We start from the raw sequence: 20,767 nt of genomic DNA, 5'->3' as shown, positions 1-20,767 counted from the left end.
TACCGGTTCCTCACTGTCCGCCGTTCATCCGACCGAATCCGTTGCCGTACGCCGCCGCCGCTTCGTCGTACACCGGCTCGCCGACGAACCGCTCGTAGATGGCGTCCGCCTTCTTCGCCGGGTCGATGTCGCCGAACTGGTCGGGGAAACAGGCCGTCCCGACGGCGTAGGCGTCAGCCAGCGCCGTCCCGAAGTTGATGGAGTAATCGCGCGTCGGGAAGACGCCGAACACGTTGCCCTCCTCGACGGCAGCGATGGATTCGTACTCCGATTTCGAGAGGTCGTCGTAGGATTCGGTCCCCAAATCCACGAAGACGTACTCGGGGTCCCACTTGATGAGTTGTTCCGCGTCGATGGTGACGCGCGGTGCACCCTTCTTTTTCTTCAACCCGTCCGTCACGTCGCGCGCGACGTTGTTCGTCCCGACGAAGGAAAACGGCGGGTACTCCGGTTGCGTGTACAGCAAGCCGTGTTTTCCGCGGCCGAGATAGCCGACGTAGGTTTTCGGCGGGTTCGAAACGCCCGCCGTCCGCCCGTTCAGGTCCGAAATCGTCTCTTTCGTGTACGAGACGAGTTCGTCCGCGCGTTTCTTCTCGTTCAGCACCTCGCCGACGAGTCGGAGCGAGTCGTAGAAGTCGGGGCGGAGGGCGTCGTTCAAATCGCCCGGATTGATGCTGACGACCGGCGTGTCGAGTTTGTTCTGCAGGCCGTCGGCCTTTTTCGCGCTCGCGTAGGCCCGAACGACGAGGTCCGGGTCGCGTTCGAGGAGCAACTCCGGGTCGGGACTCTTCCGGGACCCGACGGACGGGAGCTCCTGGAGTTCGGGACGGGCGAGAACGTACGGCCTGAACGGACGCTTTTCGTTCTTCGTCTCCAGTCGCTCGACGCCGACCACGCGGTCCGTCGCGCCCAGATACGTGATGAACCGGAGCGCACCCGGCCCCAACCCGACGACGCGCTCGACGCTCGCCGGAACGGTCACGTCCCGTCCGGCGGCGTCCGTCACGGTCCGCGTGCCGCCGCCTGCGTCTTCCGACCCGGAGTCGCTCGTCGTGGTCGTTCCTTTCGAGCTATCCGCGTCGGTCGAGGTCGTCGTGTCCGTTCCCTTCGACCCGGAACAGCCCGCGAGCAGCGACACGCCGAGCGTGCCGGGGAGCGTCCGCCGCAAAAACCGCCGTCGCGACCGTTGTTTCTCCATCGGTACAACGAACTCACCGCGAACCCATAATCGTTAGGAACCCGGGTGTGATGGACGACCATGCAACTGCTGGTCGCCATCGACGACACCGACGACCTCGACAGCGAACTCGGCACCGGGAAAGTCAGTCGGCGATTGGCGACCCGACTGGCCGACGAAATCGACGGCATCGAACTGTACGGGAGCGTTCGACAACAACTGCTGGTGGACCCGCGCGTCCCGTACACGACCCACAACAGCGCGGCGTGTCTCGTCTTCGACTGTTCCGCCGAACCGTCGGTCGAGGGTGCGGCGGCGCTCACCGGTGACTATCTCGAAAGCGTGCAGGCTCCGAACGCCGACCCCGGACTGTGCGTGGCGTTCCGAGCGGACGTCACCGATGCGGTTCGTCGATTCGGCGAATCGGCGCAGAACGACGTGCTGGAGAAAGCCGACGCGTACGCGCTGGCCGAGGAGGTCGGACTCTTTCTCGACGAGTACGGCGGCACCGGCGACGGCGTTATCGGCGCGCTCGCCGCGGTCGGACTGACGTGGGGCGGCGACACCGGCCGGTTCATCGCGTTCGAGGGCATCCGGGAGTTCGAAGGAACGGTCGCGGTGGACGCGATTCGGGACGTGGGAATCACGCCCGTCGCGGACGACGGGACGGAAGTCCGGAACGGAACCGTGGAAACGCACGACTGGATTCGGCCGCAACTCCGCGGCGGCGACCCCGTGCTCCCGATGGAGCGGACCGACCGCGGAACGTGGATACCGCGGAACGTCATCGGCTAGCCGCCCACGCGTCGAACCCACGCGTCGAACGTACCATCGCGCGGTAACGTGCCCGTCATTCCTAAGTGGAAATAAGGAGACGGTCCGGATGTATGTCAGAGACCGCGCGGGACGACGTTCTCGTCACGGCCGAGTGGGTCGAAGAGCACCTCGACGAGTTCGGGAGCGACGACCCGGACTACCGTCTCGTGGAGGCGGACATCGACTACGACGAATCCTACGCCGAGACGCACATCCCCGGCGCTATCGGGTTTCGGTGGGGTCCGCACCTACAGGATTCGTTCCAGCGCGATATCCTGAAGAAGGACGATTTCGCCGAGATGATGGGCGAACGAGGCATCGCCGACGACAGCACGGTCGTCCTCTACGGCGACGAATCGAACCAGTGGGCGGCCTACACGTACTGGCAGTTCAAATACTACGGCCACGACGACGTGTACCTGCTCGACGGCGGTCGGGAGTACTGGCTCGAAAACGACTATCCGACGACCGACGAGGAACCGACGTACCCCGAGACGGACTACGAGGCCGGTGGCCCATTCGACCACCTTCGAATCTACCGCGAAGGGGTCGAGGACGCGATAGAACTCGACTTGCCGCTCGTCGACGTTCGGTCGGAAGCCGAATATCGCGGCGAGAAAATCGCCCCGGAGGGGAGCCCTGAAACCGCCCAGCGGGCGGGTCACATCCCCGGCGCGACGAACATCACGTGGAGCGAGAACCTGAACGACGACGGGACGTTCAAGGACCGCGAGGAACTCGAAGCGATGTACGAGGAGTACGACATCACGGGCGACAGCGGCGTCGTCACCTACTGTCGTATCGGCGAGCGCTCCTCGATAACGTGGTTTACGCTCCACGAACTGCTGGGCTTCGAGGACGTGCGCAACTACGACGGGTCGTGGACCGAGTGGGGTAACCTCATTCGAGCACCCATCGAAGCCGAGACCGACGACCCGGCGAGCCGGGCGAGTAAAGGGTAGTCCCCCGGTTTCGGTCGGGGATTTTCCGTTCCGTTACGCTTCTCGGTTCTGGTCCCGTCCGTCTTCCGTTTCGGTTTCCGACTCCCGCGACTCGACGTCACAGAGGAGGTCGGGCGTTCGCTCGTGGCGCGGTGTCTGTGCGAATCGTTTGATTTGTCTGAAATCTTCGTCGGTTAATCCCGATTCCATACTAATCTTGGCGATTCTATGCGGTATATATCTATGCAAAATAGTGGGTTTTCTGAGCTATCGGGAAACAGTCCTGTCACGCCAACTTCGAAAATATATAGTTTATATATTATTCCCCAATTCATTTCGTGAGGTTTTTATATGCCGTCGTTGCCACCAAACAGTAGCCGAACTATGTCTCCGGGAAACCAACTGGCACCCCCACAACCGACGGTACCGACGAACGAACCGCCGCGAGAGTTCACCGTCCGAGAGGGAGAGCGAGTGAGTGAGACGGTCATCCGCGCCATCTCAGAACAGGACGACGTGAGTCTGACGGACATCGTTCCCCTCTACGAGCGTATCGACCCCGACGCGCTGGACGATTTCTTCGAACCCACCTACGACGGCCGCTCATCGACCGCGACGAGCGTCGAGTTCGAGTACGGCGGTTACACCGTCGTCGTCCGCGGTTACGGCGTCGTCGAACTCCACTGACCGTCTACCGTCCCTTTTCGACCGCGGTCACGGTGACCGCTCGAACGCCGAACCCTTCCCGGAGAGCGCCCGCGACGGCCTCACGGTCGCGCGCCTCGCCGACCGTCAGTTCCGCGACGACATCGACTTCGATGTCCGTGGCTCGGGGGCGGAATCCGGCGTGTGCGACGTCGTGAACGTCCCGAACCCGGTCGATCGCCGCGAGCGCGTCCCGTGCCGCCATCGTGAGGGTGCCGTCTGTTCCTCGCGGGACCAACACCGTGACTTCGGCAGTGACCGTCACTGCATGGAGTGCCTGTGGCATACTGCTCCCGCGCGATTCGAACGCGTCGTCATCCGCGACCCATCGAAACCGATGGGCCGCGGCGTGGGGTAGACCACTACCCGACGGGAGCGGTGGAACGGGGACGATATGGGACGAGGCGCGACGGTGCGGCCGACGGCGACTCGAACCGTTCGACAGCGACGCCTCTCACGGGATTCGTCCGAGGACGAACCACGGCGTGGACGCTCGCGGACGCGTGCCCGTTCCGGCCACGACGCCCGTGAGTTGTATGACACCCGACACTACGCCGTCACGAAAACGAACGCCGATGCCGGGACGAAAACGAAGGTGAACCGAGCCGATGGCGGCTCGAACCCACGCGGAACGGGGTCTCTCTCGATTCGGTGAAATCGAAGAAAGCACCCGCCGTCGCTGGCAGCGGCGTCCGCCTTACGCGACGAGCGTGGGTGTGGACCGAAGGTGACCATCGGCGACACCATACCACCCGTCGCGTCCGCGGGAACGATTCCCTTTGGGAGAGCCATACCGGCCCTTCCACGCGGAAATCCCAACCGCGGACACCCCGCTCTCGAAGAGAACGGAGCGCATCGGGCGCGATTGGGTGGTAATGGTCATGATGATCACTCGGAGTCGGTCCGGGTGTATCATCACGTATTTTGGCTAATATAATAATCGTTGTGCAACCGAGAGAGTGTCTAGCACTCGCGCTCGACCGACCGCAACAACCACTCGATGACGCACTACCACTCGATGACGCTCCGGTCCCGCCACAGTTTCCCGCTGGGGTTTCCGGGTTCGAAGCGCGCCAACCACACCGGCGTTTCGGCCCCTTTCTCGACGCTCCGAGGCGCGCCGGACCCACCCATATCAGTCCGCACCCATCCGGGACAGACGGCGTTGACTAGGAGGTTCGGGTACTGCGTCGAAAGCGCGTCGGTGAACGCGTTGACGCCCGCCTTCGAGACGCCGTAGGGGAGGTGACCGGTGTCGATGCCGCCGTCGAACTGTCCGGACCCGCTCGAAAGGGTGACGACGCGGCCGCCATCGCGGACAGTCAGCAGCGACAGCGCGTGTTTCGTGACGAGCATCGGTCCGTGAAGGTTCGTCCGAAGCGTCGTCTCGATAGTCTCGCTGTCGAGCGAGTCAAGTTTTCCCGTCGGGCCGTACGTCGCGGCGTTGTTGACCAGCACGTCGAGTCGCCCCGCTTCGTCCGCAATCGTCCCGACGGCACCCCGAATCGTCTCCTCCTCGGTCACGTCGAGACGGACCGCCCGCTGGTCGGGTGCCGTCACGGCGTCCGGGTCCCGCGCCCCGGCGTACACCGTCGCGCCGAATTCGGCGAGTCGCGTCGCTATCTCCTCGCCGATGCCGCGGTTCGCGCCCGTGACGAGCGCGACCTGCCCGTCCAGCGAGTCGTACAGGTCGATGTTCATACGGGCTTCACGCCGCCCATCGCCATTCGTGTTGTGCCGGGATGCGCGACTGACCCCGCCAACCGCCCCATCCTCCGACTCTGCCCGTCGAATCCAAACGACGGGGGGAGTAGCTACTTGCCGGTCGCTGTCGTATGCGATACGATGGCACGAAACATCACGAAATCCGCCGCGCTCGCCCTCGGGACCGCCGCCGCACTCGGTGCGGCGTGGGTCGGGTGGGGTGCCTACACCCGGCGGACGACCGACCGAGTGCCGTACACGACCGCCCTCCACGTCGATGGCGTGGAGATTCGACGGTATCCCGATACGGTGGTCGCCAAAACGACCGCGGACAGTCAGGGGGAAGCTTTCCAACGGCTGTTCCGCTACATTCAGGGCAACAACCGTTCGCGGGACGAAATCGAGATGACCGCGCCGGTTTCGACCGGACGGGAGAAGATAGCCATGACCGCACCCGTCGCGTCCGAGTCGTCGGACGGGAGGATGGAAATGGCGTTCTTCCTCCCCGGCGAGTACACCGCCGAGGGCGCGCCGGAACCGGAAGACGAGGCCGTAACCATCGAATCCATCGAAGCCCGAACCCTCGCCGTCCGCCCGTTCTCGTGGTACGCGACGGACGCGCGGGTCGCCGATAACCGACGACGGCTGTTCGACACGCTCTCGGCGCACAACCTGACGCCGACGGGCGACCCGTTCCTCCTGCGCTACGACGACCCGTGGACGCCGCCGTTCATGCGCCGGAACGAAATCGCTGTGGAGTTGGAGTAGCGGCGAAGCGCAGCGGCCGAACTAACTCTCCTGTCCGAATTAAATCACCCCTCATCCAATTTAGTGTATTTAAGGTCATACTACCCCGTTGATGGCATGCGATTATGGCGTACCGTTCGCGGTTTTCGATATTCTGTTCGTTTGAAACGACCTGTCTAAGCACCACGCTTAAATAGGAGGTCGCCACTTCAACCGAGTACAATGTCACACAACGACATGACCCCTAACAGGGGGGGTCGAGTTCTTCGAGGGCACGTTAGCCCACACCGACGAGATTGAATCAGTTCGAATTTTCGACACGACGCTCCGCGACGGGGAGCAGACGCCGCGCACCTCGTTTACGCCGGACGAGAAACGCGACATCGCGGCGACGCTGGACGAGATGGGGACCCACGTCATCGAGGCGGGCTTCCCGGCGAACGGCGACGCCGAGTTCGAGGCCGTCCGCGACATCGCGGCGTCCACCCGCGCGACGACCTGTGCCTTGGCACGAATCGTCGACGGCGACGTGGAAACCGCGCTGGACACCGGCGCGGAGATGGTGCACGTCTTCGCATCGACCAGCGACGTGCAGATAGAGGATTCGATGCACACGACGCGCGACGACGTGACCGCCCGTGCCGTGAAAGCGGTCGAACGGGTCGCCGACGCGGGCGCGATTCCGATGTTTTCGCCCATGGACGCGACGCGGACGGACCCCGACTACATGGCGGAAATCGTCGAGGCCGTCAGCGAGGCGGGTGCCGAGTGGATAAACATCCCCGACACCTGCGGCGTCGGCACGCCGAGTCGGTTCGCCGACTTGGTGTCCCACGTCCGAGAGCACACCGACGCGCGCATCGACGTGCACACGCACGACGACTTCGGCATGGCGACCGCGAACGCCATCGCCGGAGTCGAGGCGGGCGCGGACCAAGTGCAAGTCAGCGTCAACGGCATCGGCGAGCGCGCCGGAAACGCGGCGTTCGAGGAGGTCGTCATGGCCGTCGAGAGCGTCTACGGCGTCGATACCGGAATCGACACGGAACGCATCACCGAGCTGTCGGACACGATAGCGGAGTACAGCGCGGTGGACGTTCCGGTGAACAAACCGGTCGTGGGCGCAAACGCGTTCGCCCACGAGAGCGGCATTCACGCCGCGGGCGTCATCGAGAACAGCGACACGTTCGAGACGGGCGTGATGAAACCGGAGATGGTCGGGGCGCGACGCGAGTTCGTCCTCGGCAAACACACCGGGACCCACGCGGTACGGAAACACCTCCGTCAGTCCGGGTTCGCCCCGACCGACGCCGAGGTCCGACAGATTACGCGCCGGGTCAAAGACCGCGGCGCGGAGAAAAACCGCGTGACGGTGAGCGACGTACAACGATTCGCCCGCGAACTGGGCGTCGATTCTAGCGAGGAGGCGAACGCGTAACCATGGCCTTCCGCCGCTTTCCCACCCACCGTGAGCCGCGGCCACCCCGACCGCGCAAGAATTGCCCGGCACGTAAGGGCTATTTCGGTTGCACCTCGAATGGTGTTAACACAGATGCCACGACGACGTTCGACCCGCGGTTCGCAAGCGTCGAGCGTTGCGGCCGTGGAGCGCGTACGCATTATTGTAGGGGTCTAGCTACCCCTCACCTCTTCTCACCACCGAACCGGAACGAATCGCAACCCAACAGCACGACGCATACGCGCATATCGATGACAGGCACACGACCGCAATCAGACCAGTATCGACCGACGAACACCGACCGAACCGAGGTGGCGGATTCGTGAGCGAACGCACGGTCCACCCCGTTTCCCACGACGCGGACGAGGGGGAAGCGAACGCCACGGAACCCACGGAGGAACCGACCGAATCGGCCGTCGCCGATTCGAACGAACCGAACGCGACGACCGAGCCGACCGCGGACGAACCCACAACGGGCGCACAGTCGCTCGTCTCGACGCTGGAGGCCGCCGGTGTGGAAGCCATGTTCGGCGTGCAGGGCGGGGCCATCATGCCCGTCTACGACGCGCTGTTCGACTCGGACATCCACCACGTGACGATGGCCCACGAACAGGGCGCGTCCCACGCGGCGGATGCGTACGGCGTCGTCAAGGGCGAACCGGGCATCTGTCTGGCGACGTCCGGGCCGGGGGCGACGAACCTCGTCACCGGCATCGCCGACGCCAACATGGACTCCGACGCCATGGTCGCCCTGACGGGCCAAGTCCCCTCCGGCATGGTCGGCTCCGACGCCTTCCAGGAGACGGACACGACGGGCGTCACGGCCCCCATCACGAAGCACAACTACTTCGCGGGCGACGCGGACACGGTCGGGGATATGGTCGGCGAGGCGTTCGCGCTCGCCGAGACGGGCCGCCCCGGGCCGACGCTCGTGGATCTGCCGAAGGACGCGACGCTCGCCGAGACCGACGCCGACCCCGGCCGCACGGAAACGCCGGACACCTACTCGCCGCAAACGGAAGCGGAGTCCGATGCCGTCGTCGCCGCGGCGCGAGCCGTCGAGGGCGCGGAGAAGCCGTTGCTCCTGTTCGGCGGCGGCGTGGTCAAGGGCGATGCGTGCGAGGAGGCGCGGCAGTTCGCCACCGAGCACGGCATTCCCGTCGTGACGACCATGCCCGCCATCGGGTCGATGCCCGAGGACCACGACCTCTGTCTGTCGTGGGCGGGCATGCACGGCACCGGCTACGCAAACATGGCCATCACGCACTGTGACGTGCTGATAGCCGTCGGCTGCCGGTTCGACGACCGATTGACCGGCGGCGTGGACACCTTCGCGCCCGAGGCGGAGGTCGTTCACATCGACATCGACCCGGCCGAGATTTCGAAGAACGTCCACGCGGACTATCCGCTCATCGGCGACGCGGGGACGGTCGTCGAACAAGTCGATGCAGAAGTGTCGCCCGAGGACACGAACGACTGGGGCGCGTGGCGCGAGCAGTGCTCGTCGTGGAAGGAAGAGTTCCCGCTGACCTACGACACGCCCGAAGACGAACCGCTGAAACCGCAGTTCGTGGTCGAGGCGCTGGACGAGGCGACGGACGACGACGCCATCGTCACGACCGGCGTCGGCCAGCACCAGATGTGGGCCGCGCAGTTCTGGACGTACCGCAGTCCGCGAACGTGGGTGTCCAGTCACGGTCTGGGAACGATGGGCTACGGTCTACCCGCCGCAATCGGCGCTCGGTTCGCGGCCGACGACGACCAGCAGGTCGTCTGCATCGACGGCGACGGGTCCTTCCAGATGACGATGCAGGAACTCTCCGTGGCGGTTCGGGAGAACCTCGACATCACCGTCGTCATCCTGAACAACGAGTACATCGGGATGGTTCGCCAGTGGCAGGACGCCTTCTTCGAGGGACGGCGGATGGCCGCCGAGTACGACTGGTGTCCCGAGTTCGACAAGCTGGCCGAAGCGTTCGGCGCGAAGGGCTTCGCCGTGGACGACTACGACGAGGTGGCCGACACCATCGAGGAAGCGCTGGCCTACGACGGCCCGTCGGTCATCGACTTCCACGTCGACCCCGGCACGAACGTCTATCCGATGGTTCCGAGCGGCGGTGCCAACGGCAAATTCGCCCTCTCGGAGGACCAACTATGAGCGGGGAAGACGCGACGGACGACCAGTCCGCGCAGAACCCGTCCGGAGGAATGCCCGGCACCGCACCCGACGACCGACCGCATCCCGACGGTCGCCGGAACGAACAGGGCATCCGAATCGACCCGGAAGCGGAGGCGGAACCGCGACGGCGAACCGCCGTCGTCTCCGCGCTGGTCGAACACGAACCGGGCGTCCTCTCGCGCGTCTCCGGGTTGTTCTCCCGGCGACGGTTCAACATCGAGAGCCTGACCGTCGGCCCGACGACGGTGGACGGCCACGCGCGAATCACGCTCGTGGTCGAGGAGACGGAATCCGGCATCGACCAGGTGGAGAAACAACTGGCGAAGCTCAAGCCAGTCATTCAGGTGGGCGAAGTGGACGACCCGGCCGTCCGCGCCGAGTTGGTGCTCCTGAAGGTCCGCGGCGACAGCCCCGACGAGGTGCACGCCATCACCCAGATGTACGAGGGGCAAACGCTCGACGCCGGACCGCGGACCATCACGGTCCAGATAACGGGCGACCAGCAGAAAATCGACGACGCGGTGGACGCTTTCCGCCAGTTCGGCATCATCGAAATCGCCCGAACCGGCCAGACCGCGTTGGCCCGCGGCGACACGCCGACGACGCCCGGCGAGGAACCGGGCCACTCCACTCAACCGCCCGAAGACCCCCACAGCGCGGAGGACAGTGAGACGACCGACACGACCGAAAACTGAAGATTACAACAATGACTGATCAATACGACGCGACGATATACTACGACGACGACGCGGACGACAGCTATCTGAACGACAAGACGGTGGCCGTACTCGGGTACGGCAGTCAGGGCCACGCCCACGCCCAGAACCTCGCGGACAGCGGGGTGGACGTCGTGGTCGGCCTGCGGGAAGGTTCCTCGTCCCGAAAAGCGGCGGAGGCCGACGGACTCCGAGTTGCGACGCCGACGGAGGCCGCGAGCGAGGCGCAGGTCGTCTCGGTGCTCGTGCCGGACACCGTGCAACCCGCCGTGTACGCCGACATCGAGTCCGAACTCGAACCCGGCGACACCCTGCAGTTCGCGCACGGTTTCAACATCCACTACGGCCAAATCGAACCGTCGGAAGACGTGGACGTGACGATGATCGCGCCGAAGTCGCCGGGCCACCTCGTCCGCCGAAACTATCAGGCCGATGAAGGGACACCCGGCCTGCTCGCGGTCTATCAGGACGCGAGCGGCGAGGCGAAAGAGGAAGCGCTGGCCTACGGCAAAGCCATCGGCTGCACCCGCGCGGGCGTGGTCGAAACCTCGTTCCAAGAGGAGACCGAAACCGACCTGTTCGGCGAGCAGGCCGTCCTCTGTGGCGGCGTCACGGAACTCATCAAGGCGGGCTACGAGACGCTCGTGGACGCGGGCTACTCGCCCGAGATGGCCTACTTCGAGTGCCTGAACGAGATGAAACTCATCGTGGACCTGATGTACGAGGGCGGCCTCGGCGAGATGTGGGATTCGGTCTCCGACACGGCCGAGTACGGCGGTCTGACCCGCGGCGAGGTCGTCGTGGACGACCACGCCCGCGAGAAGATGGAGCAGGTGCTCGAAGAGGTGCAGAACGGCGAGTTCGCCCAGCAGTGGATCGTCGAGAACCAGGCCGGACGCCCGTCGTACCGCCAGAAGCGAAAGGCCGAGAAGAACCACGAAATCGAGGAGGTCGGGGACCGCCTCCGGGAACTCTTCGCGTGGTCGGAGACGGAAGACGAGGAATCGGAATCCGAAGAAAAAGAGCAAGAGCGGGTGACAGCAGATGACTAGCGATGTTCCGAAGGATCATCGAAAAGCGAGTAGCGCGGAACACCGTTCCGCGGACAGTCGAGCGGCAACGCCGCGAGACGACGGTGAACCCGTGAGCAGCGATGGTCCGGAAACGATGGGCGAAATCAGCCACGTCCACCCCTTCGCCGACCGCGGGGCGATGACGCGCGTGTTCAGTCGCGGCCGAATCGTCGCGGACGGCGGGGAACACGAATCGAGCGACGAGGAGACGAAGACGATGGCCGACATCGAGCACGAAGCGCCCGCGGGAGCGGGTGACTCGGCGGGCGTCTTCGAACGCGGCCACGAGTTCCGGGTACAGTACCGATGAGCGAGGGAACGCTCTACGACAAGGTGTGGGACCGACACCGGGTCACGGACCTGCCGACGGGCCAAACCCAACTGTTCGTCGGCCTGCACCTCGTCCACGAGGTGACGAGTCCGCAGGCGTTCGGGATGCTGGAGGAGCGCGACATGGAGGTCGCGTACCCGGAGAACACGCACGCCACGGTGGACCACATCGTCCCGACCGCCGACCAGTCGCGCCCCTACAGTGACGACGCGGCGGAGGAGATGATGTCCGAACTGGAGGAGAACGTCCGCGAGGCGGGCATCGACTTCTCGCACCCGAAGTCGGGCGACCAAGGCATCGTGCACGTCATCGGGCCGGAGCAGGGATTGACCCAACCCGGTATGACCATCGTCTGCGGCGACAGCCACACCGCGACGCACGGCGCGTTCGGCGCGCTGGCGTTCGGTATCGGGACGAGCCAGATTCGGGACGTGCTCGCCACCGGGACGATAGCGATGGAGAAACAGAAGGTTCGCCGGATTCGCGTCACGGGCGAACTCGGCGAGGGCGTCTCGGCGAAGGACATCGTCCTCGAAATCATCCGCCGCCTCGGAACCGACGGCGGCGTCGGCTACGTCTACGAGTACGCGGGCGAAGCCATCGAGAATCTGGACATGGAAGGCCGGATGAGCATCTGCAACATGTCCATCGAGGGCGGCGCTCGCGCGGGGTACATCAACCCCGACGAGACGACGTACGAGTACCTGCGCGAGACTGACGCCTTTAGCGACGACCCCGAGAAGTTCGAGGAACTCAAATCCTACTGGGAGTCCGTGCGCTCGGACGAGGATGCGACCTACGACGACGAGGTGGTCATCGACGGCGACGAACTCGAACCGATGGTGACGTGGGGGACGACCCCTGGACAGGGCGTCGGCATCACGGAACCGATTCCGGACCCCGACGACCTGCCGAAAGACAAGCGGGAGAGCGCACGCGACGCACAGGAGCACATGCGCGTGGAACCCGGCGAGACGATGGCGGGCTACGACATCGACGTGGCGTTCGTCGGCTCCTGTACGAACGCCCGACTGCCGGACTTGCGACGCGCCGCGGCGGTCGTCGAGGGACGCGAAGTCCACGACGACGTGCGGGCGATGGTCGTCCCCGGCAGCCAACGCGTGAAGGCCGTCGCGGAGGAGGAAGGCTTGGACGACATCTTCCGCGAGGCCGGTTTCGACTGGCGCGGTGCCGGTTGTTCGATGTGTCTCGGCATGAACGACGATCAACTCGCCGGTGACGAGGCCAGCGCGTCCTCCTCGAACCGCAACTTCGTGGGACGGCAGGGCAGTCCCGACGGACGGACGGTCCTGATGAGCCCGGAGATGGTCGCGGCCGCCGCGATTCGCGGCGAAGTGACCGACGTGCGCGAACTGTCGGAGGTGGCGAGCGCATGACCGACAAAATCACGCACGAATCCGGAACCGGAATCGCCGTGCGGGGCAACGACATCGACACCGACCAGATAATCCCGGCGCGGTTCATGAAGGTCGTCACCTTCGACGGATTGGGGCAGTTCGCCTTTTTCGACCAGCGGTTCGATTCGAACGACGACCCGCAACCGCACCCCTTCAACGACGACGCGCACAACGGCGCGTCGATTCTGGTCGTCAACGCCAACTTCGGCTGTGGCTCCTCGCGCGAACACGCGCCGCAGGCCCTCGCCCGCTGGGGAATCGACGCCATCGTCGGCGAGAGCTTCGCCGAAATCTTCGCGGGCAACTGTCTGGCGCTGGGGATTCCGACCGTCACCGCCGACGCCGAGACGGTCGAGGCGTTACAGGATTTCGTCGAGGAGAACCCCGACGCCGAAATCGAGGTCGACGTGGCGGACGAGACGGTTAGCTACGACGACCGAACCGTGCAAGCGAACGTGGACGACGCCCAGCGACAGGCGCTCGTGGAGGGCGTCTGGGACACGACGGCGCTGATGAAGTCGAACGAAGCGGAAATCGAGAAAACGGCCGAGAGCCTCCCATACGTCGAACAATGAGCGAACAAATAGCGGTCATCCCCGGCGACGGAATCGGACAGGAAGTAGTACCTGCGGCACGACGAGTCCTCGAAGCCGTCGGACCGGAGTTCGAGTTCGTGGAAGGCGACGCGGGCGACGCAGTGAAAGAGGAGACGGGAACCGCGCTCCCGGACGAAACTCGGTCACTCGTCGCGGCATCCGACGCGACCCTGTTCGGCGCGGCGGGCGAGACGGCGGCCGAGGTCATCCTCCCGCTTCGGAGCGTGGTGGACTCGTTCGTCAACGTCCGGCCAGCGCGGGCCTACCCCGGCACCGACGCGCTTCGCCCCGAGACGGACCTCGTGTTCCTCCGCGAGAACACGGAGGGCGTCTACGCGGGCCACGAATCGCGGCTGAGCGACGACGTGGCGACGCTGACCCGCGTCGTCACCGAATCCGCCTCCGAGCGGCTCGCCGAGTTCGCGTGCCAGTACGTCGAGGGGCGCGACGAGGAGTCGTTCACCATCGCCCACAAGGCCAACGTGATGCGCGAGACGGACGGCGTGTTCCGCGACACGGTGGACCGCGTTGCGGACGTTCACAGCGTCCCGCACGACGAGATGCTGATGGACGCGCTGGCGACGCACCTCTGCTTGCGACCGGAGGAGTACGACGTCATCGTCTGTCCGAACCTCGCCGGCGACGTGCTCTCGGACCTCGCCGCCGGACTGGTGGGCGGCTTGGGCCTGCTTCCCTCCGCGAACATCGGCCCGGACAACGCCCTGTTCGAACCCGTCCACGGCACCGCCCCGGACATCGCGGGCGAGGGCGTGGCGAACCCCACCGCGACCATGCTCTCGGCGGCGATGTTGCTGGAGCATCTGGGCTACGACGAGGACGGAGCGGCGGTCAGGGCGGCCGTCGAATCCGTTCTGTCGGACGGGCCGCGGACGCCCGACCTCGGCGGCGACGCGACCACCGAGGACGTGACGGAAGCGGTGCTGTCGCGGTTGTAGCCACCTTCTTCTTTCAGGGCCAGACGGCGGCCGACCGGAACGACCATTCGCGCATCCGAGGAAGTGACCCTATGAACCTTCTCGACGGCGTGTACGAGACGCACGTGGACGTGGCCGATTTGGAGCGGGCGATGGTGTTCTACGGCGACACGCTCGGCCTCGAACTCGGGCGGCACGAACAGGAACGAAAAATCGCCTTCTACTTCACCGGCACCCCGCGCTCGATGCTCGGCGTGTGGGAGAAAGCGGACCCGAAGCAGAGCCACTTCGCGTTTCGCGTGGCGGAGGAGAACGTGGACGACATGCTCCCGTTCCTCGAAGACCGCGGCATCGAACCCCGCGCCGCCTTCGGCGTCGAACCGGACGAACCCATCGTCCACCCGTGGATGCCGAGCGCGACGGTCTACTTCTCGGACCCGGACGGTAACTCGCTGGAACTGCTGGCGGACCTGTCCGACGACCCCGACCCGGACGGGCAACCGATGCCGCTGAGCGAGTGGCGCGAGCGGCGGGAGTAGTCCGTCACGTCGCGCTCCAGCCGTCGATTTCCCCGGCGTCGATGAGGTACGCGAGGGTATAGAGCGTGATGGTGGCCCATGCCCCCGCGACGTAGCTATTCACCGTCACGGTCGGAATGTCGACCGTGAGCATCGTCCACCAGACGACGATGGCGAAGGCGACGATGACCGTCCCTCGCCCGGCGACGCCGATATCACCGAACCATTCTCCGACGCGTTGCCCGAACGACGTATTTCGGGCGGGACCCATCGCCACCGCGAACGAGACGAAACCTATCGCGCCCCACGTCCACGAAATCGAGTCGAACGGGGAGAGGTTGATAACGAGCGGAATCCACATGAGAGCAGTCGACGCCACCTCCATCCACGTCGGCGGACGGTCGGGGAACCAGTCGGAGACGGTTGGGGGGACCATGACGGCTCGCTATTGTAACCTGTGCTACTAATAAACTCGTGTGCCCGGCGAACCGTCTCAGTCGGTCAACCCGTACCCCTTCCGGAACAGGTACGTGTCGATGCCCATCACGACGAGCGTCAGTCCCGTCAGGACGGCCAGCGAGAGGTTCGGGTCGAGTTCCGACGCGCCGAGGAAGCCGTATCGGACGCCATCGACCATGTACACCATCGGGTTGAGCATGGTGAGGTCGCGGTAGATGCCGGACGGGAGGCTGTCGAGCGTGTAGAAGACGCCGCCGAAGAAGACGAGCGGGCGGACGATGAACTGATTCATCATCGTCAGGTTGTCCCAGTCGTCGGCCCAGAGTCCGCCGACCACGCCGAAACTGGAGAAGAGGAGCGTGATGACGAGCGCGAAGGCGACGAGGTAGAACGGACGGGCGACCCCGACGGACGTGAAGAACGCTCCGAGGACGGCGATGAGCGCCCCGACGAGCAATCCCCGCGTCGCGCCCGAGACGATGTAGGAGGCGACCATCCGCGAGTAGGACATCGGCGAAGTCAGCGTCTCCTCGATGTAGCGGTTCCAGCGCCCGTGGAAGATGGAGAAACAGGAGTTCTCGAAGGCGTTGGAGATGGCTCCCAGAACGACCAGGCCGGGCAAAATGAAGACGATGTAGGGGACGCTCTGGCCGTCGAACTTCATCATGCCGACGCGGTTGCCGAGGATGACGCCGAACACGGAGAAGTACAGCACGTTCGTGACGAACGGCGGGACGAACGTGTTCCGCGGCCGACGGAGGAATCGAAGGATTTCGCGGCGGGTCAGGGTGACGAATCCCGTGAGGCCGGAGGTATCGGTTTCGCCGCTCACGCGCCGTCACCCCCGGCAATCGCGGCGAGGTCGGAATCGTCGCGGTCGTCCTCGTCGGGCGATTCGTTCCCCGTGGTCTCCCCAGTTCGCGTCATCTCGACGAACACCTCTTCGAGCGAGGTGCGCGAGATGTCGAAGTGGACGATTTCGAATCCCTTTCGGTCGAGTTCGCGGACGAGTTCCGGGGCGAGCAGTCCCGCTTCCGGGGCCGTGACGACGAGTTCGTCGCCGTCCAGTTCTATGTCCTGGATTTTGTCCCGACCGGCCGATAGGTGTGGCGCGGATTCGGGCGGGTTGCGGAGCGAAATCGTCACCTTGTCCGGTCCGCGACCCATGAGTTCCTCGGGGCTCGCCACCTCGACGATTTGGCCCGAGTCGAGGATGGCGACCTCATCGCAGAGACGTTCGGCCTCCTCGATGTAGTGGGTCGTGAGCAGAATCGTGGTGCCCGACTCGTTGAGTTCGGTGATGAGGTCCCACAGGTCGTGGCGCAACTGCACGTCCACCCCGGCGGTCGGTTCGTCCAGAATGAGCAGGTCGGGTTCGGTGATGAGCGCTCGCGCCAGCACGAACCGGCGTTTCATCCCGCCGGAGAGCCAGTCGAAGCGCGTGTCGCGCTTGTCGTAGATGCCGACCCGCTTCAGCACCTCGTCGGCGCGGTCCCGGGCCTCCGACTTCGGAATGCCGTGATACCCGGCCTTGTGCTCCAACACCTCCCGAATCGGGAAGAAGCGGTCCACGTTGAACTCCTGCGGCGCGAGGCCGATTCGGTCGCGCGCCTCGCGGTAGTCGTCTTCCACGTCCGCACCGAACACCTCCGCCGTCCCGCCGGACTTCTTCACGAGGCCGACGAGGATGTTGATGAACGTCGTCTTGCCCGCACCGTTCGGACCGAGCAACCCGAAAAACGACCCCTTCGGAACGTCGAGGTCGACCCCCTTCAGCGCCCGTACCTCCCCGTACTCCTTTTCGAGGTCACGTATGCGTATCGCAGAATCCATTCGAAAAACGGTAGTCGTCGGGTACGGTTAAGGGTGCTGAACCCGGTCAGACGTTCCCAAGCACGTCGTCGGCGTCGTCCAGATAGGCCGCCAACTCCGCCTCGCCGTGGGCGAACGAGAGGTGGTGGCGCTTGTACGGGTTCGGCGTGAAGAAGTGACCGCGTTCGCGCATCCCCGCCGCGAACTCGCGGAAGCGCTCCTCGTCCAGTCCGAGGATGTCCTCGTAGTTCTCCGGTTCGCCCGTCACGCCGAACTGGACGCTGAAGATGCTCCGGTGTCCGACGACGCGACCCTCGATGCCGTGGTCGGAGAGCAGGTCCCGGAGTCCGGCCCGATACTCGTCGCCGAGGTCGGTGACGTGGGACTGCACGTCCTCCTCGACGATGGTGTCGATGGTCGCGCGCGCCGCGGCGAGTCCGGGCAGGTTACCCGAGTACGTCCCGCTGATGACGACGCCGGATTTGTTGTCGCCGCCAGCCTGTTCGAGCAGGTCCGTTCGCCCGCCGACCGCCGCGATGGGGTAGCCGTTGCCAAGCGCCTTCGCAACGCAGGTCAGGTCGGGTGTGACGCCGAACTCGCCCTGTGCGCCGTGCGGCGAGTGGCGGAAGCCGGTGATGACTTCATCGAAGATGAGTGGCACGTCGGCGTCCCGCGTCACCTCGCGGAGCGTTTCGAGGAACTCCTGTCGAGGTAGAATGCAGCCGACCGAGTGAGGAACGGGTTCGAGGATGACCGCCGCGATGTCGTCGCCGTGTTCGCGGACGACCGCTTCGGCGGCCTCGCTGTCGTTGAACGGGACGACGAGCGTGTTCTCCACGGCGGACGAAAGCATCCCCTCGGATTCTGGATGTGGCTCGCCGAGTTCGTCCTCCGGCGGGTAGACGCTCACGTCCACGTAGTCGTGCCAGCCGTGATAGCAGCCCTCGAACTTCAGAATCTTCTCGTTGCCCGTGTACGCTCTGGCGAGTCGAATCGCGTGATACGTCGCCTCGCTCCCGCTGTTGCAGAAGTTGACCTGCTCGACGCCGGGGAGGTAATCGACCAGTCGCTCGGCGACCTCGACTTCGAGGGGAGCCGTCCCCGTGCCGTAGAGGACGCCGCCGTCGATGGCGCTTCGGGCCGCCTCGTCCACTCGATCGTCCGCGTGTCCGAGGATGATGGGACCGAAGCCGAGGTGGTAATCGATGTACTCCTCGCCGTCGACGGTGGTCAGCGTCGCACCGTTGGCGCGTTCGAACGCCACGTCGCCGGTGTCGTACGCCTGCGCCCGGAGCCCGGTCTGTGCGCCGCCCGGAATCACCTCGCGGGCGCGCTCGACGATTCGCTCGCTCCGCGTCGTGTCGGTTGTCGGTTCCGAATTCATGGACGGGAGGTTAGTCGTCACCCGTTATAGTGTTGAGTGCGTCGCTACGACCGATGCTCTCGTCGTCGGCCCAGACGCCGGTGCCGAAGTCGATTGCGTCGTTCCACTTCGCCACGAGCGTCGTGACCGCGAGGTCGCCGGTGATGTTGTTCATCGTCCGCATCCGGTCGAGCAGCGGGTCGATTCCGAGGACGAACGCGATGGCCTGAATCGGCAGTCCGACCTGCGTGAACACGACGGTCATCATGACGATGCTCGCGCCCGGAACGCCCGCGGTTCCGACGCTGGCGATGAGCGCCGTGACGAGGATGCTCAACTGCTGTGAAATCGTGAGCGTCGTGCCGACCACGTTCGCGGTGAAGATGGCGGCGATACCGAGGTACATCGCCGTCCCGTCCATGTTGATGGTGGCACCGAGCGGCAGGGAGAAACTGTACACCTCTCGGTCGATGCCGAGGTTCTCGTCCGCGTTCGACATCGTGACCGGGAGCGTCCCGCTGGACGACCGGATGCTCAACGCCGTCACCATGGCGTCCTTCCCGCCGCGGACGAAATCCATCGGGGAGTGACCGACGAGTCCGCGGACGATGACGAGGAGGTACACTATCGATATCTGGAGGCCAATGGCGATGGCGAGCGTGGCGAAGAGTTTGAACAGGGAGAGAATCGCTTCCGGCCCCGTCTGAGCGAACAGCGCGGCCATCAGCGCGAACACGCCGATGACGCCGTACTCCATGATACCCCAGACGATTTTGAACATCACTTCGGCACCCGCCTCAACCACGTCGAACGTGGTCTGGACGCCGTTGTAGACGTCGGACCCCTCTTCGGCCTCGTCGCGGACGACAGTCAGGCCGATACCGAACGCCAGCGCGAAGAAGATGACGCCGAGGATCTTCCCCTCCGCCATCGCGCTGAAGGGGTTCTGGGGGACGATGTTCAGGAGAACGCTCGCCAGTCCCGACGCCTGTTTCGTCTCGACGGCCGGTTTCGCCAGCGCGTCCTTGAGCTGCAGTCCGACGCCAGGGTCGATGAGGTTCGCCACACCGAGACCGATGGCGATGGCGACCCCCGTCGTGAGGAGGTACAGGAAGATGACCTGTCCACCGACCTTTCCGAGATTCTTCGGCGAGAGGTTCCGCGCCGCCATCACGAGCGTGAACACGACGATGGGAACGATGACCATCTTCAGCAGTCGGACGAAGAGGTCGCCGAGCGGTTGAAGGTTCGTCGCCGGTTCGCCGACCACGAGTCCCACGACCGACCCGAGGACGAACGCCGCCGCGATACGGTAGATGATGGCGACAGATCGATAGCGTCGCCATGCCCGTTGTACAACACTTGCCATACGTCTTCAATAGTACCCAAAAACAATGCAAAAACACTTCGATTCTCGGTAGAATATGGGAATGAATTCTGATAATAACTATTATATTGGATGTGTTTACATTTCGAGGGAGTGGTAATAGGTGGTCATCGATGGTCACCTCTGTCGTCCGGTGCCGTCCCTTCCGTTAGCGCTCGCGCTCGGTGAGAGAATTGTCGGAAAGAATACCGTCTGAACTGGGTGTCGTTACTCCCGCTTCGCGCCCGGATTCGTCACCGCGCCAGTTCCACCTTTTTCCGCGGTCGGAGGCAGAATCCGGCGAGAACCGCGCGCCGGATTCTGCTTCTCCCTCGAAAAATCTGGACCAAAAGCCGAGTCACCCCGCTTCCGTCGCTCCTTTCAGTCGCTCCGTCGGGGGTCCCTCAGCCCGCTTACTCGGCTCACGGCTCCGTTCCGTCGCCGTTCGCGTC

General features: G+C 64.7%; 23 protein-coding genes. 14 read left to right on the top strand and 9 right to left on the bottom strand.

Features of this window, described 5'->3' with window-relative positions; translation table 11 throughout:
• Window positions 1-10: 10 nt before the first annotated feature.
• Window positions 11-1,198: an ABC transporter substrate-binding protein gene (locus tag OPC11_RS18330; RefSeq protein WP_264782890.1), complete on the bottom strand. Its 1,188-nt coding sequence runs from the start codon at window positions 1,196-1,198 to the stop codon at window positions 11-13.
• Between the two features lie 60 nt (window positions 1,199-1,258).
• On the opposite strand from OPC11_RS18330, the gene OPC11_RS18325 reads away from it, so the two are divergent.
• Window positions 1,259-1,972, top strand: a complete 714-nt coding sequence (locus OPC11_RS18325) for a hypothetical protein (protein ID WP_264782889.1) — start codon at window positions 1,259-1,261, stop codon at window positions 1,970-1,972.
• Between the two features lie 92 nt (window positions 1,973-2,064).
• A complete protein-coding gene (locus OPC11_RS18320; protein WP_264782888.1) occupies window positions 2,065-2,955 on the top strand; it encodes a sulfurtransferase in 891 nt (296 codons plus the stop codon).
• 33 nt (window positions 2,956-2,988) lie between these two features.
• On the opposite strand, the gene OPC11_RS18315 is transcribed toward OPC11_RS18320, so the two are convergent.
• The gene (locus tag OPC11_RS18315; RefSeq protein ID WP_007981701.1) at window positions 2,989-3,144 is read right to left on the bottom strand and encodes a hypothetical protein; all 156 of its coding nucleotides are present in this window, start codon (window positions 3,142-3,144) and stop codon (window positions 2,989-2,991) included.
• A gap of 174 nt (window positions 3,145-3,318) precedes the next feature.
• On the opposite strand from OPC11_RS18315, the gene OPC11_RS18310 reads away from it, so the two are divergent.
• Window positions 3,319-3,621 carry a HalOD1 output domain-containing protein gene (locus OPC11_RS18310; RefSeq protein WP_007981703.1) on the top strand — a complete coding sequence of 101 codons (303 nt, stop codon included), beginning with the start codon at window positions 3,319-3,321 and terminating at the stop codon, window positions 3,619-3,621.
• Window positions 3,622-3,625: 4 nt separating this feature from the next.
• On the opposite strand, the gene OPC11_RS18305 is transcribed toward OPC11_RS18310, so the two are convergent.
• Window positions 3,626-3,925 carry a hypothetical protein gene (locus OPC11_RS18305; protein ID WP_264782887.1) on the bottom strand — a complete coding sequence of 100 codons (300 nt, stop codon included), beginning with the start codon at window positions 3,923-3,925 and terminating at the stop codon, window positions 3,626-3,628.
• A gap of 108 nt (window positions 3,926-4,033) precedes the next feature.
• On the opposite strand from OPC11_RS18305, the gene OPC11_RS18300 reads away from it, so the two are divergent.
• Window positions 4,034-4,294: a hypothetical protein gene (locus OPC11_RS18300; RefSeq protein ID WP_264782886.1), complete on the top strand. Its 261-nt coding sequence runs from the start codon at window positions 4,034-4,036 to the stop codon at window positions 4,292-4,294.
• A 353-nt stretch (window positions 4,295-4,647) separates the two neighbouring features.
• Here the strand turns inward: OPC11_RS18300 and OPC11_RS18295 are convergent, their stop codons facing one another.
• On the bottom strand, window positions 4,648-5,340 hold the full coding sequence (locus tag OPC11_RS18295) for an SDR family NAD(P)-dependent oxidoreductase (protein WP_007981711.1): 693 nt from the start codon (window positions 5,338-5,340) through the stop codon (window positions 4,648-4,650).
• A 144-nt stretch (window positions 5,341-5,484) separates the two neighbouring features.
• Between OPC11_RS18295 and OPC11_RS18290 the strand changes: the two genes are divergently transcribed.
• From OPC11_RS18290 to OPC11_RS18245, 10 genes are all read left to right on the top strand, one after another.
• A complete protein-coding gene (locus tag OPC11_RS18290; protein WP_007981713.1) occupies window positions 5,485-6,111 on the top strand; it encodes a heme-binding protein in 627 nt (208 codons plus the stop codon).
• 274 nt (window positions 6,112-6,385) lie between these two features.
• On the top strand, window positions 6,386-7,528 hold the full coding sequence (locus OPC11_RS18285) for a 2-isopropylmalate synthase (RefSeq protein ID WP_264782938.1): 1,143 nt from the start codon (window positions 6,386-6,388) through the stop codon (window positions 7,526-7,528).
• A gap of 343 nt (window positions 7,529-7,871) precedes the next feature.
• Complete coding sequence (ilvB, locus tag OPC11_RS18280; protein WP_264782885.1) at window positions 7,872-9,707, top strand: biosynthetic-type acetolactate synthase large subunit; 1,836 nt, start codon at window positions 7,872-7,874, stop codon at window positions 9,705-9,707.
• Window positions 9,704-10,423 (top strand): acetolactate synthase small subunit, encoded by a 720-nt coding sequence (ilvN, locus tag OPC11_RS18275; protein ID WP_264782884.1) that lies wholly within the window; start codon window positions 9,704-9,706, stop codon window positions 10,421-10,423. The genes ilvB and ilvN overlap by 4 nt, the downstream gene beginning before the upstream one ends.
• Before the next feature lie 11 nt (window positions 10,424-10,434).
• A complete protein-coding gene (gene ilvC, locus OPC11_RS18270; protein WP_264782883.1) occupies window positions 10,435-11,496 on the top strand; it encodes a ketol-acid reductoisomerase in 1,062 nt (353 codons plus the stop codon).
• A gap of 91 nt (window positions 11,497-11,587) precedes the next feature.
• Window positions 11,588-11,827, top strand: coding sequence for a hypothetical protein (locus OPC11_RS18265; protein WP_264782882.1), 240 nt, complete (start codon window positions 11,588-11,590; stop codon window positions 11,825-11,827).
• The gene (gene leuC / locus OPC11_RS18260) at window positions 11,824-13,245 is read left to right on the top strand and encodes a 3-isopropylmalate dehydratase large subunit (protein WP_264782881.1); all 1,422 of its coding nucleotides are present in this window, start codon (window positions 11,824-11,826) and stop codon (window positions 13,243-13,245) included. The genes OPC11_RS18265 and leuC overlap by 4 nt, the downstream gene beginning before the upstream one ends.
• Window positions 13,242-13,841: a 3-isopropylmalate dehydratase small subunit gene (leuD, locus tag OPC11_RS18255; protein ID WP_007981727.1), complete on the top strand. Its 600-nt coding sequence runs from the start codon at window positions 13,242-13,244 to the stop codon at window positions 13,839-13,841. The genes leuC and leuD overlap by 4 nt, the downstream gene beginning before the upstream one ends.
• Complete coding sequence (locus OPC11_RS18250; RefSeq protein ID WP_264782880.1) at window positions 13,838-14,818, top strand: isocitrate/isopropylmalate family dehydrogenase; 981 nt, start codon at window positions 13,838-13,840, stop codon at window positions 14,816-14,818. Before leuD ends, OPC11_RS18250 begins: the two co-directional genes overlap by 4 nt.
• A 71-nt stretch (window positions 14,819-14,889) precedes the next feature.
• A complete protein-coding gene (locus tag OPC11_RS18245) occupies window positions 14,890-15,336 on the top strand; it encodes a VOC family protein (protein WP_007981731.1) in 447 nt (148 codons plus the stop codon).
• A gap of 4 nt (window positions 15,337-15,340) precedes the next feature.
• Here OPC11_RS18245 and OPC11_RS18240 read toward each other — a convergent pair whose 3' ends face one another.
• The 5 genes from OPC11_RS18240 to OPC11_RS18220 are packed head-to-tail and all read right to left on the bottom strand — an operon-like array spanning window position 15,341 to window position 20,318.
• Window positions 15,341-15,751 carry a hypothetical protein gene (locus OPC11_RS18240; RefSeq protein ID WP_264782879.1) on the bottom strand — a complete coding sequence of 137 codons (411 nt, stop codon included), beginning with the start codon at window positions 15,749-15,751 and terminating at the stop codon, window positions 15,341-15,343.
• A gap of 57 nt (window positions 15,752-15,808) precedes the next feature.
• Complete coding sequence (locus OPC11_RS18235; RefSeq protein WP_007981737.1) at window positions 15,809-16,606, bottom strand: ABC transporter permease; 798 nt, start codon at window positions 16,604-16,606, stop codon at window positions 15,809-15,811.
• A complete protein-coding gene (locus OPC11_RS18230; protein WP_007981739.1) occupies window positions 16,603-17,607 on the bottom strand; it encodes an ABC transporter ATP-binding protein in 1,005 nt (334 codons plus the stop codon). Before OPC11_RS18230 ends, OPC11_RS18235 begins: the two co-directional genes overlap by 4 nt.
• 46 nt (window positions 17,608-17,653) lie before the next feature.
• Entirely contained in the window at window positions 17,654-18,970 is a 1,317-nt protein-coding gene (locus OPC11_RS18225; protein WP_264782878.1) for an aspartate aminotransferase family protein, read from the bottom strand.
• 10 nt (window positions 18,971-18,980) lie between these two features.
• Complete coding sequence (locus OPC11_RS18220; RefSeq protein WP_264782877.1) at window positions 18,981-20,318, bottom strand: dicarboxylate/amino acid:cation symporter; 1,338 nt, start codon at window positions 20,316-20,318, stop codon at window positions 18,981-18,983.
• Window positions 20,319-20,767 lie beyond the last annotated feature (449 nt).

Source organism: Haladaptatus sp. T7, from assembly GCF_026008575.1.
In the GTDB taxonomy this organism is placed as follows: Archaea; Halobacteriota; Halobacteria; order Halobacteriales; family Haladaptataceae; genus Haladaptatus; species Haladaptatus paucihalophilus.
This window is presented reverse-complemented; position numbering and strand designations above follow the sequence as displayed.

Bases quoted from the DNA above. Each gene is read 5' to 3' on its own strand.
- OPC11_RS18330 (WP_264782890.1), bottom strand. From the start codon at position 1,198: ATGGAGAAACAACGGTCGCGACGGCGGTTTTTGCGGCGGACGCTCCCC.
- OPC11_RS18325 (WP_264782889.1), top strand. From the start codon at position 1,259: ATGCAACTGCTGGTCGCCATCGACGACACCGACGACCTCGACAGCGAA.
- OPC11_RS18320 (WP_264782888.1), top strand. From the start codon at position 2,065: ATGTCAGAGACCGCGCGGGACGACGTTCTCGTCACGGCCGAGTGGGTC.
- OPC11_RS18315 (WP_007981701.1), bottom strand. From the start codon at position 3,144: ATGGAATCGGGATTAACCGACGAAGATTTCAGACAAATCAAACGATTC.
- OPC11_RS18310 (WP_007981703.1), top strand. From the start codon at position 3,319: ATGTCTCCGGGAAACCAACTGGCACCCCCACAACCGACGGTACCGACG.
- OPC11_RS18305 (WP_264782887.1), bottom strand. From the start codon at position 3,925: ATGCCACAGGCACTCCATGCAGTGACGGTCACTGCCGAAGTCACGGTG.
- OPC11_RS18300 (WP_264782886.1), top strand. From the start codon at position 4,034: ATGGGACGAGGCGCGACGGTGCGGCCGACGGCGACTCGAACCGTTCGA.
- OPC11_RS18295 (WP_007981711.1), bottom strand. From the start codon at position 5,340: ATGAACATCGACCTGTACGACTCGCTGGACGGGCAGGTCGCGCTCGTC.
- OPC11_RS18290 (WP_007981713.1), top strand. From the start codon at position 5,485: ATGGCACGAAACATCACGAAATCCGCCGCGCTCGCCCTCGGGACCGCC.
- ilvN (WP_264782884.1), top strand. From the start codon at position 9,704: ATGAGCGGGGAAGACGCGACGGACGACCAGTCCGCGCAGAACCCGTCC.
- ilvC (WP_264782883.1), top strand. From the start codon at position 10,435: ATGACTGATCAATACGACGCGACGATATACTACGACGACGACGCGGAC.
- leuC (WP_264782881.1), top strand. From the start codon at position 11,824: ATGAGCGAGGGAACGCTCTACGACAAGGTGTGGGACCGACACCGGGTC.
- leuD (WP_007981727.1), top strand. From the start codon at position 13,242: ATGACCGACAAAATCACGCACGAATCCGGAACCGGAATCGCCGTGCGG.
- OPC11_RS18250 (WP_264782880.1), top strand. From the start codon at position 13,838: ATGAGCGAACAAATAGCGGTCATCCCCGGCGACGGAATCGGACAGGAA.
- OPC11_RS18245 (WP_007981731.1), top strand. From the start codon at position 14,890: ATGAACCTTCTCGACGGCGTGTACGAGACGCACGTGGACGTGGCCGAT.
- OPC11_RS18240 (WP_264782879.1), bottom strand. From the start codon at position 15,751: ATGGTCCCCCCAACCGTCTCCGACTGGTTCCCCGACCGTCCGCCGACG.
- OPC11_RS18230 (WP_007981739.1), bottom strand. From the start codon at position 17,607: ATGGATTCTGCGATACGCATACGTGACCTCGAAAAGGAGTACGGGGAG.
- OPC11_RS18225 (WP_264782878.1), bottom strand. From the start codon at position 18,970: ATGAATTCGGAACCGACAACCGACACGACGCGGAGCGAGCGAATCGTC.
- OPC11_RS18220 (WP_264782877.1), bottom strand. From the start codon at position 20,318: ATGGCAAGTGTTGTACAACGGGCATGGCGACGCTATCGATCTGTCGCC.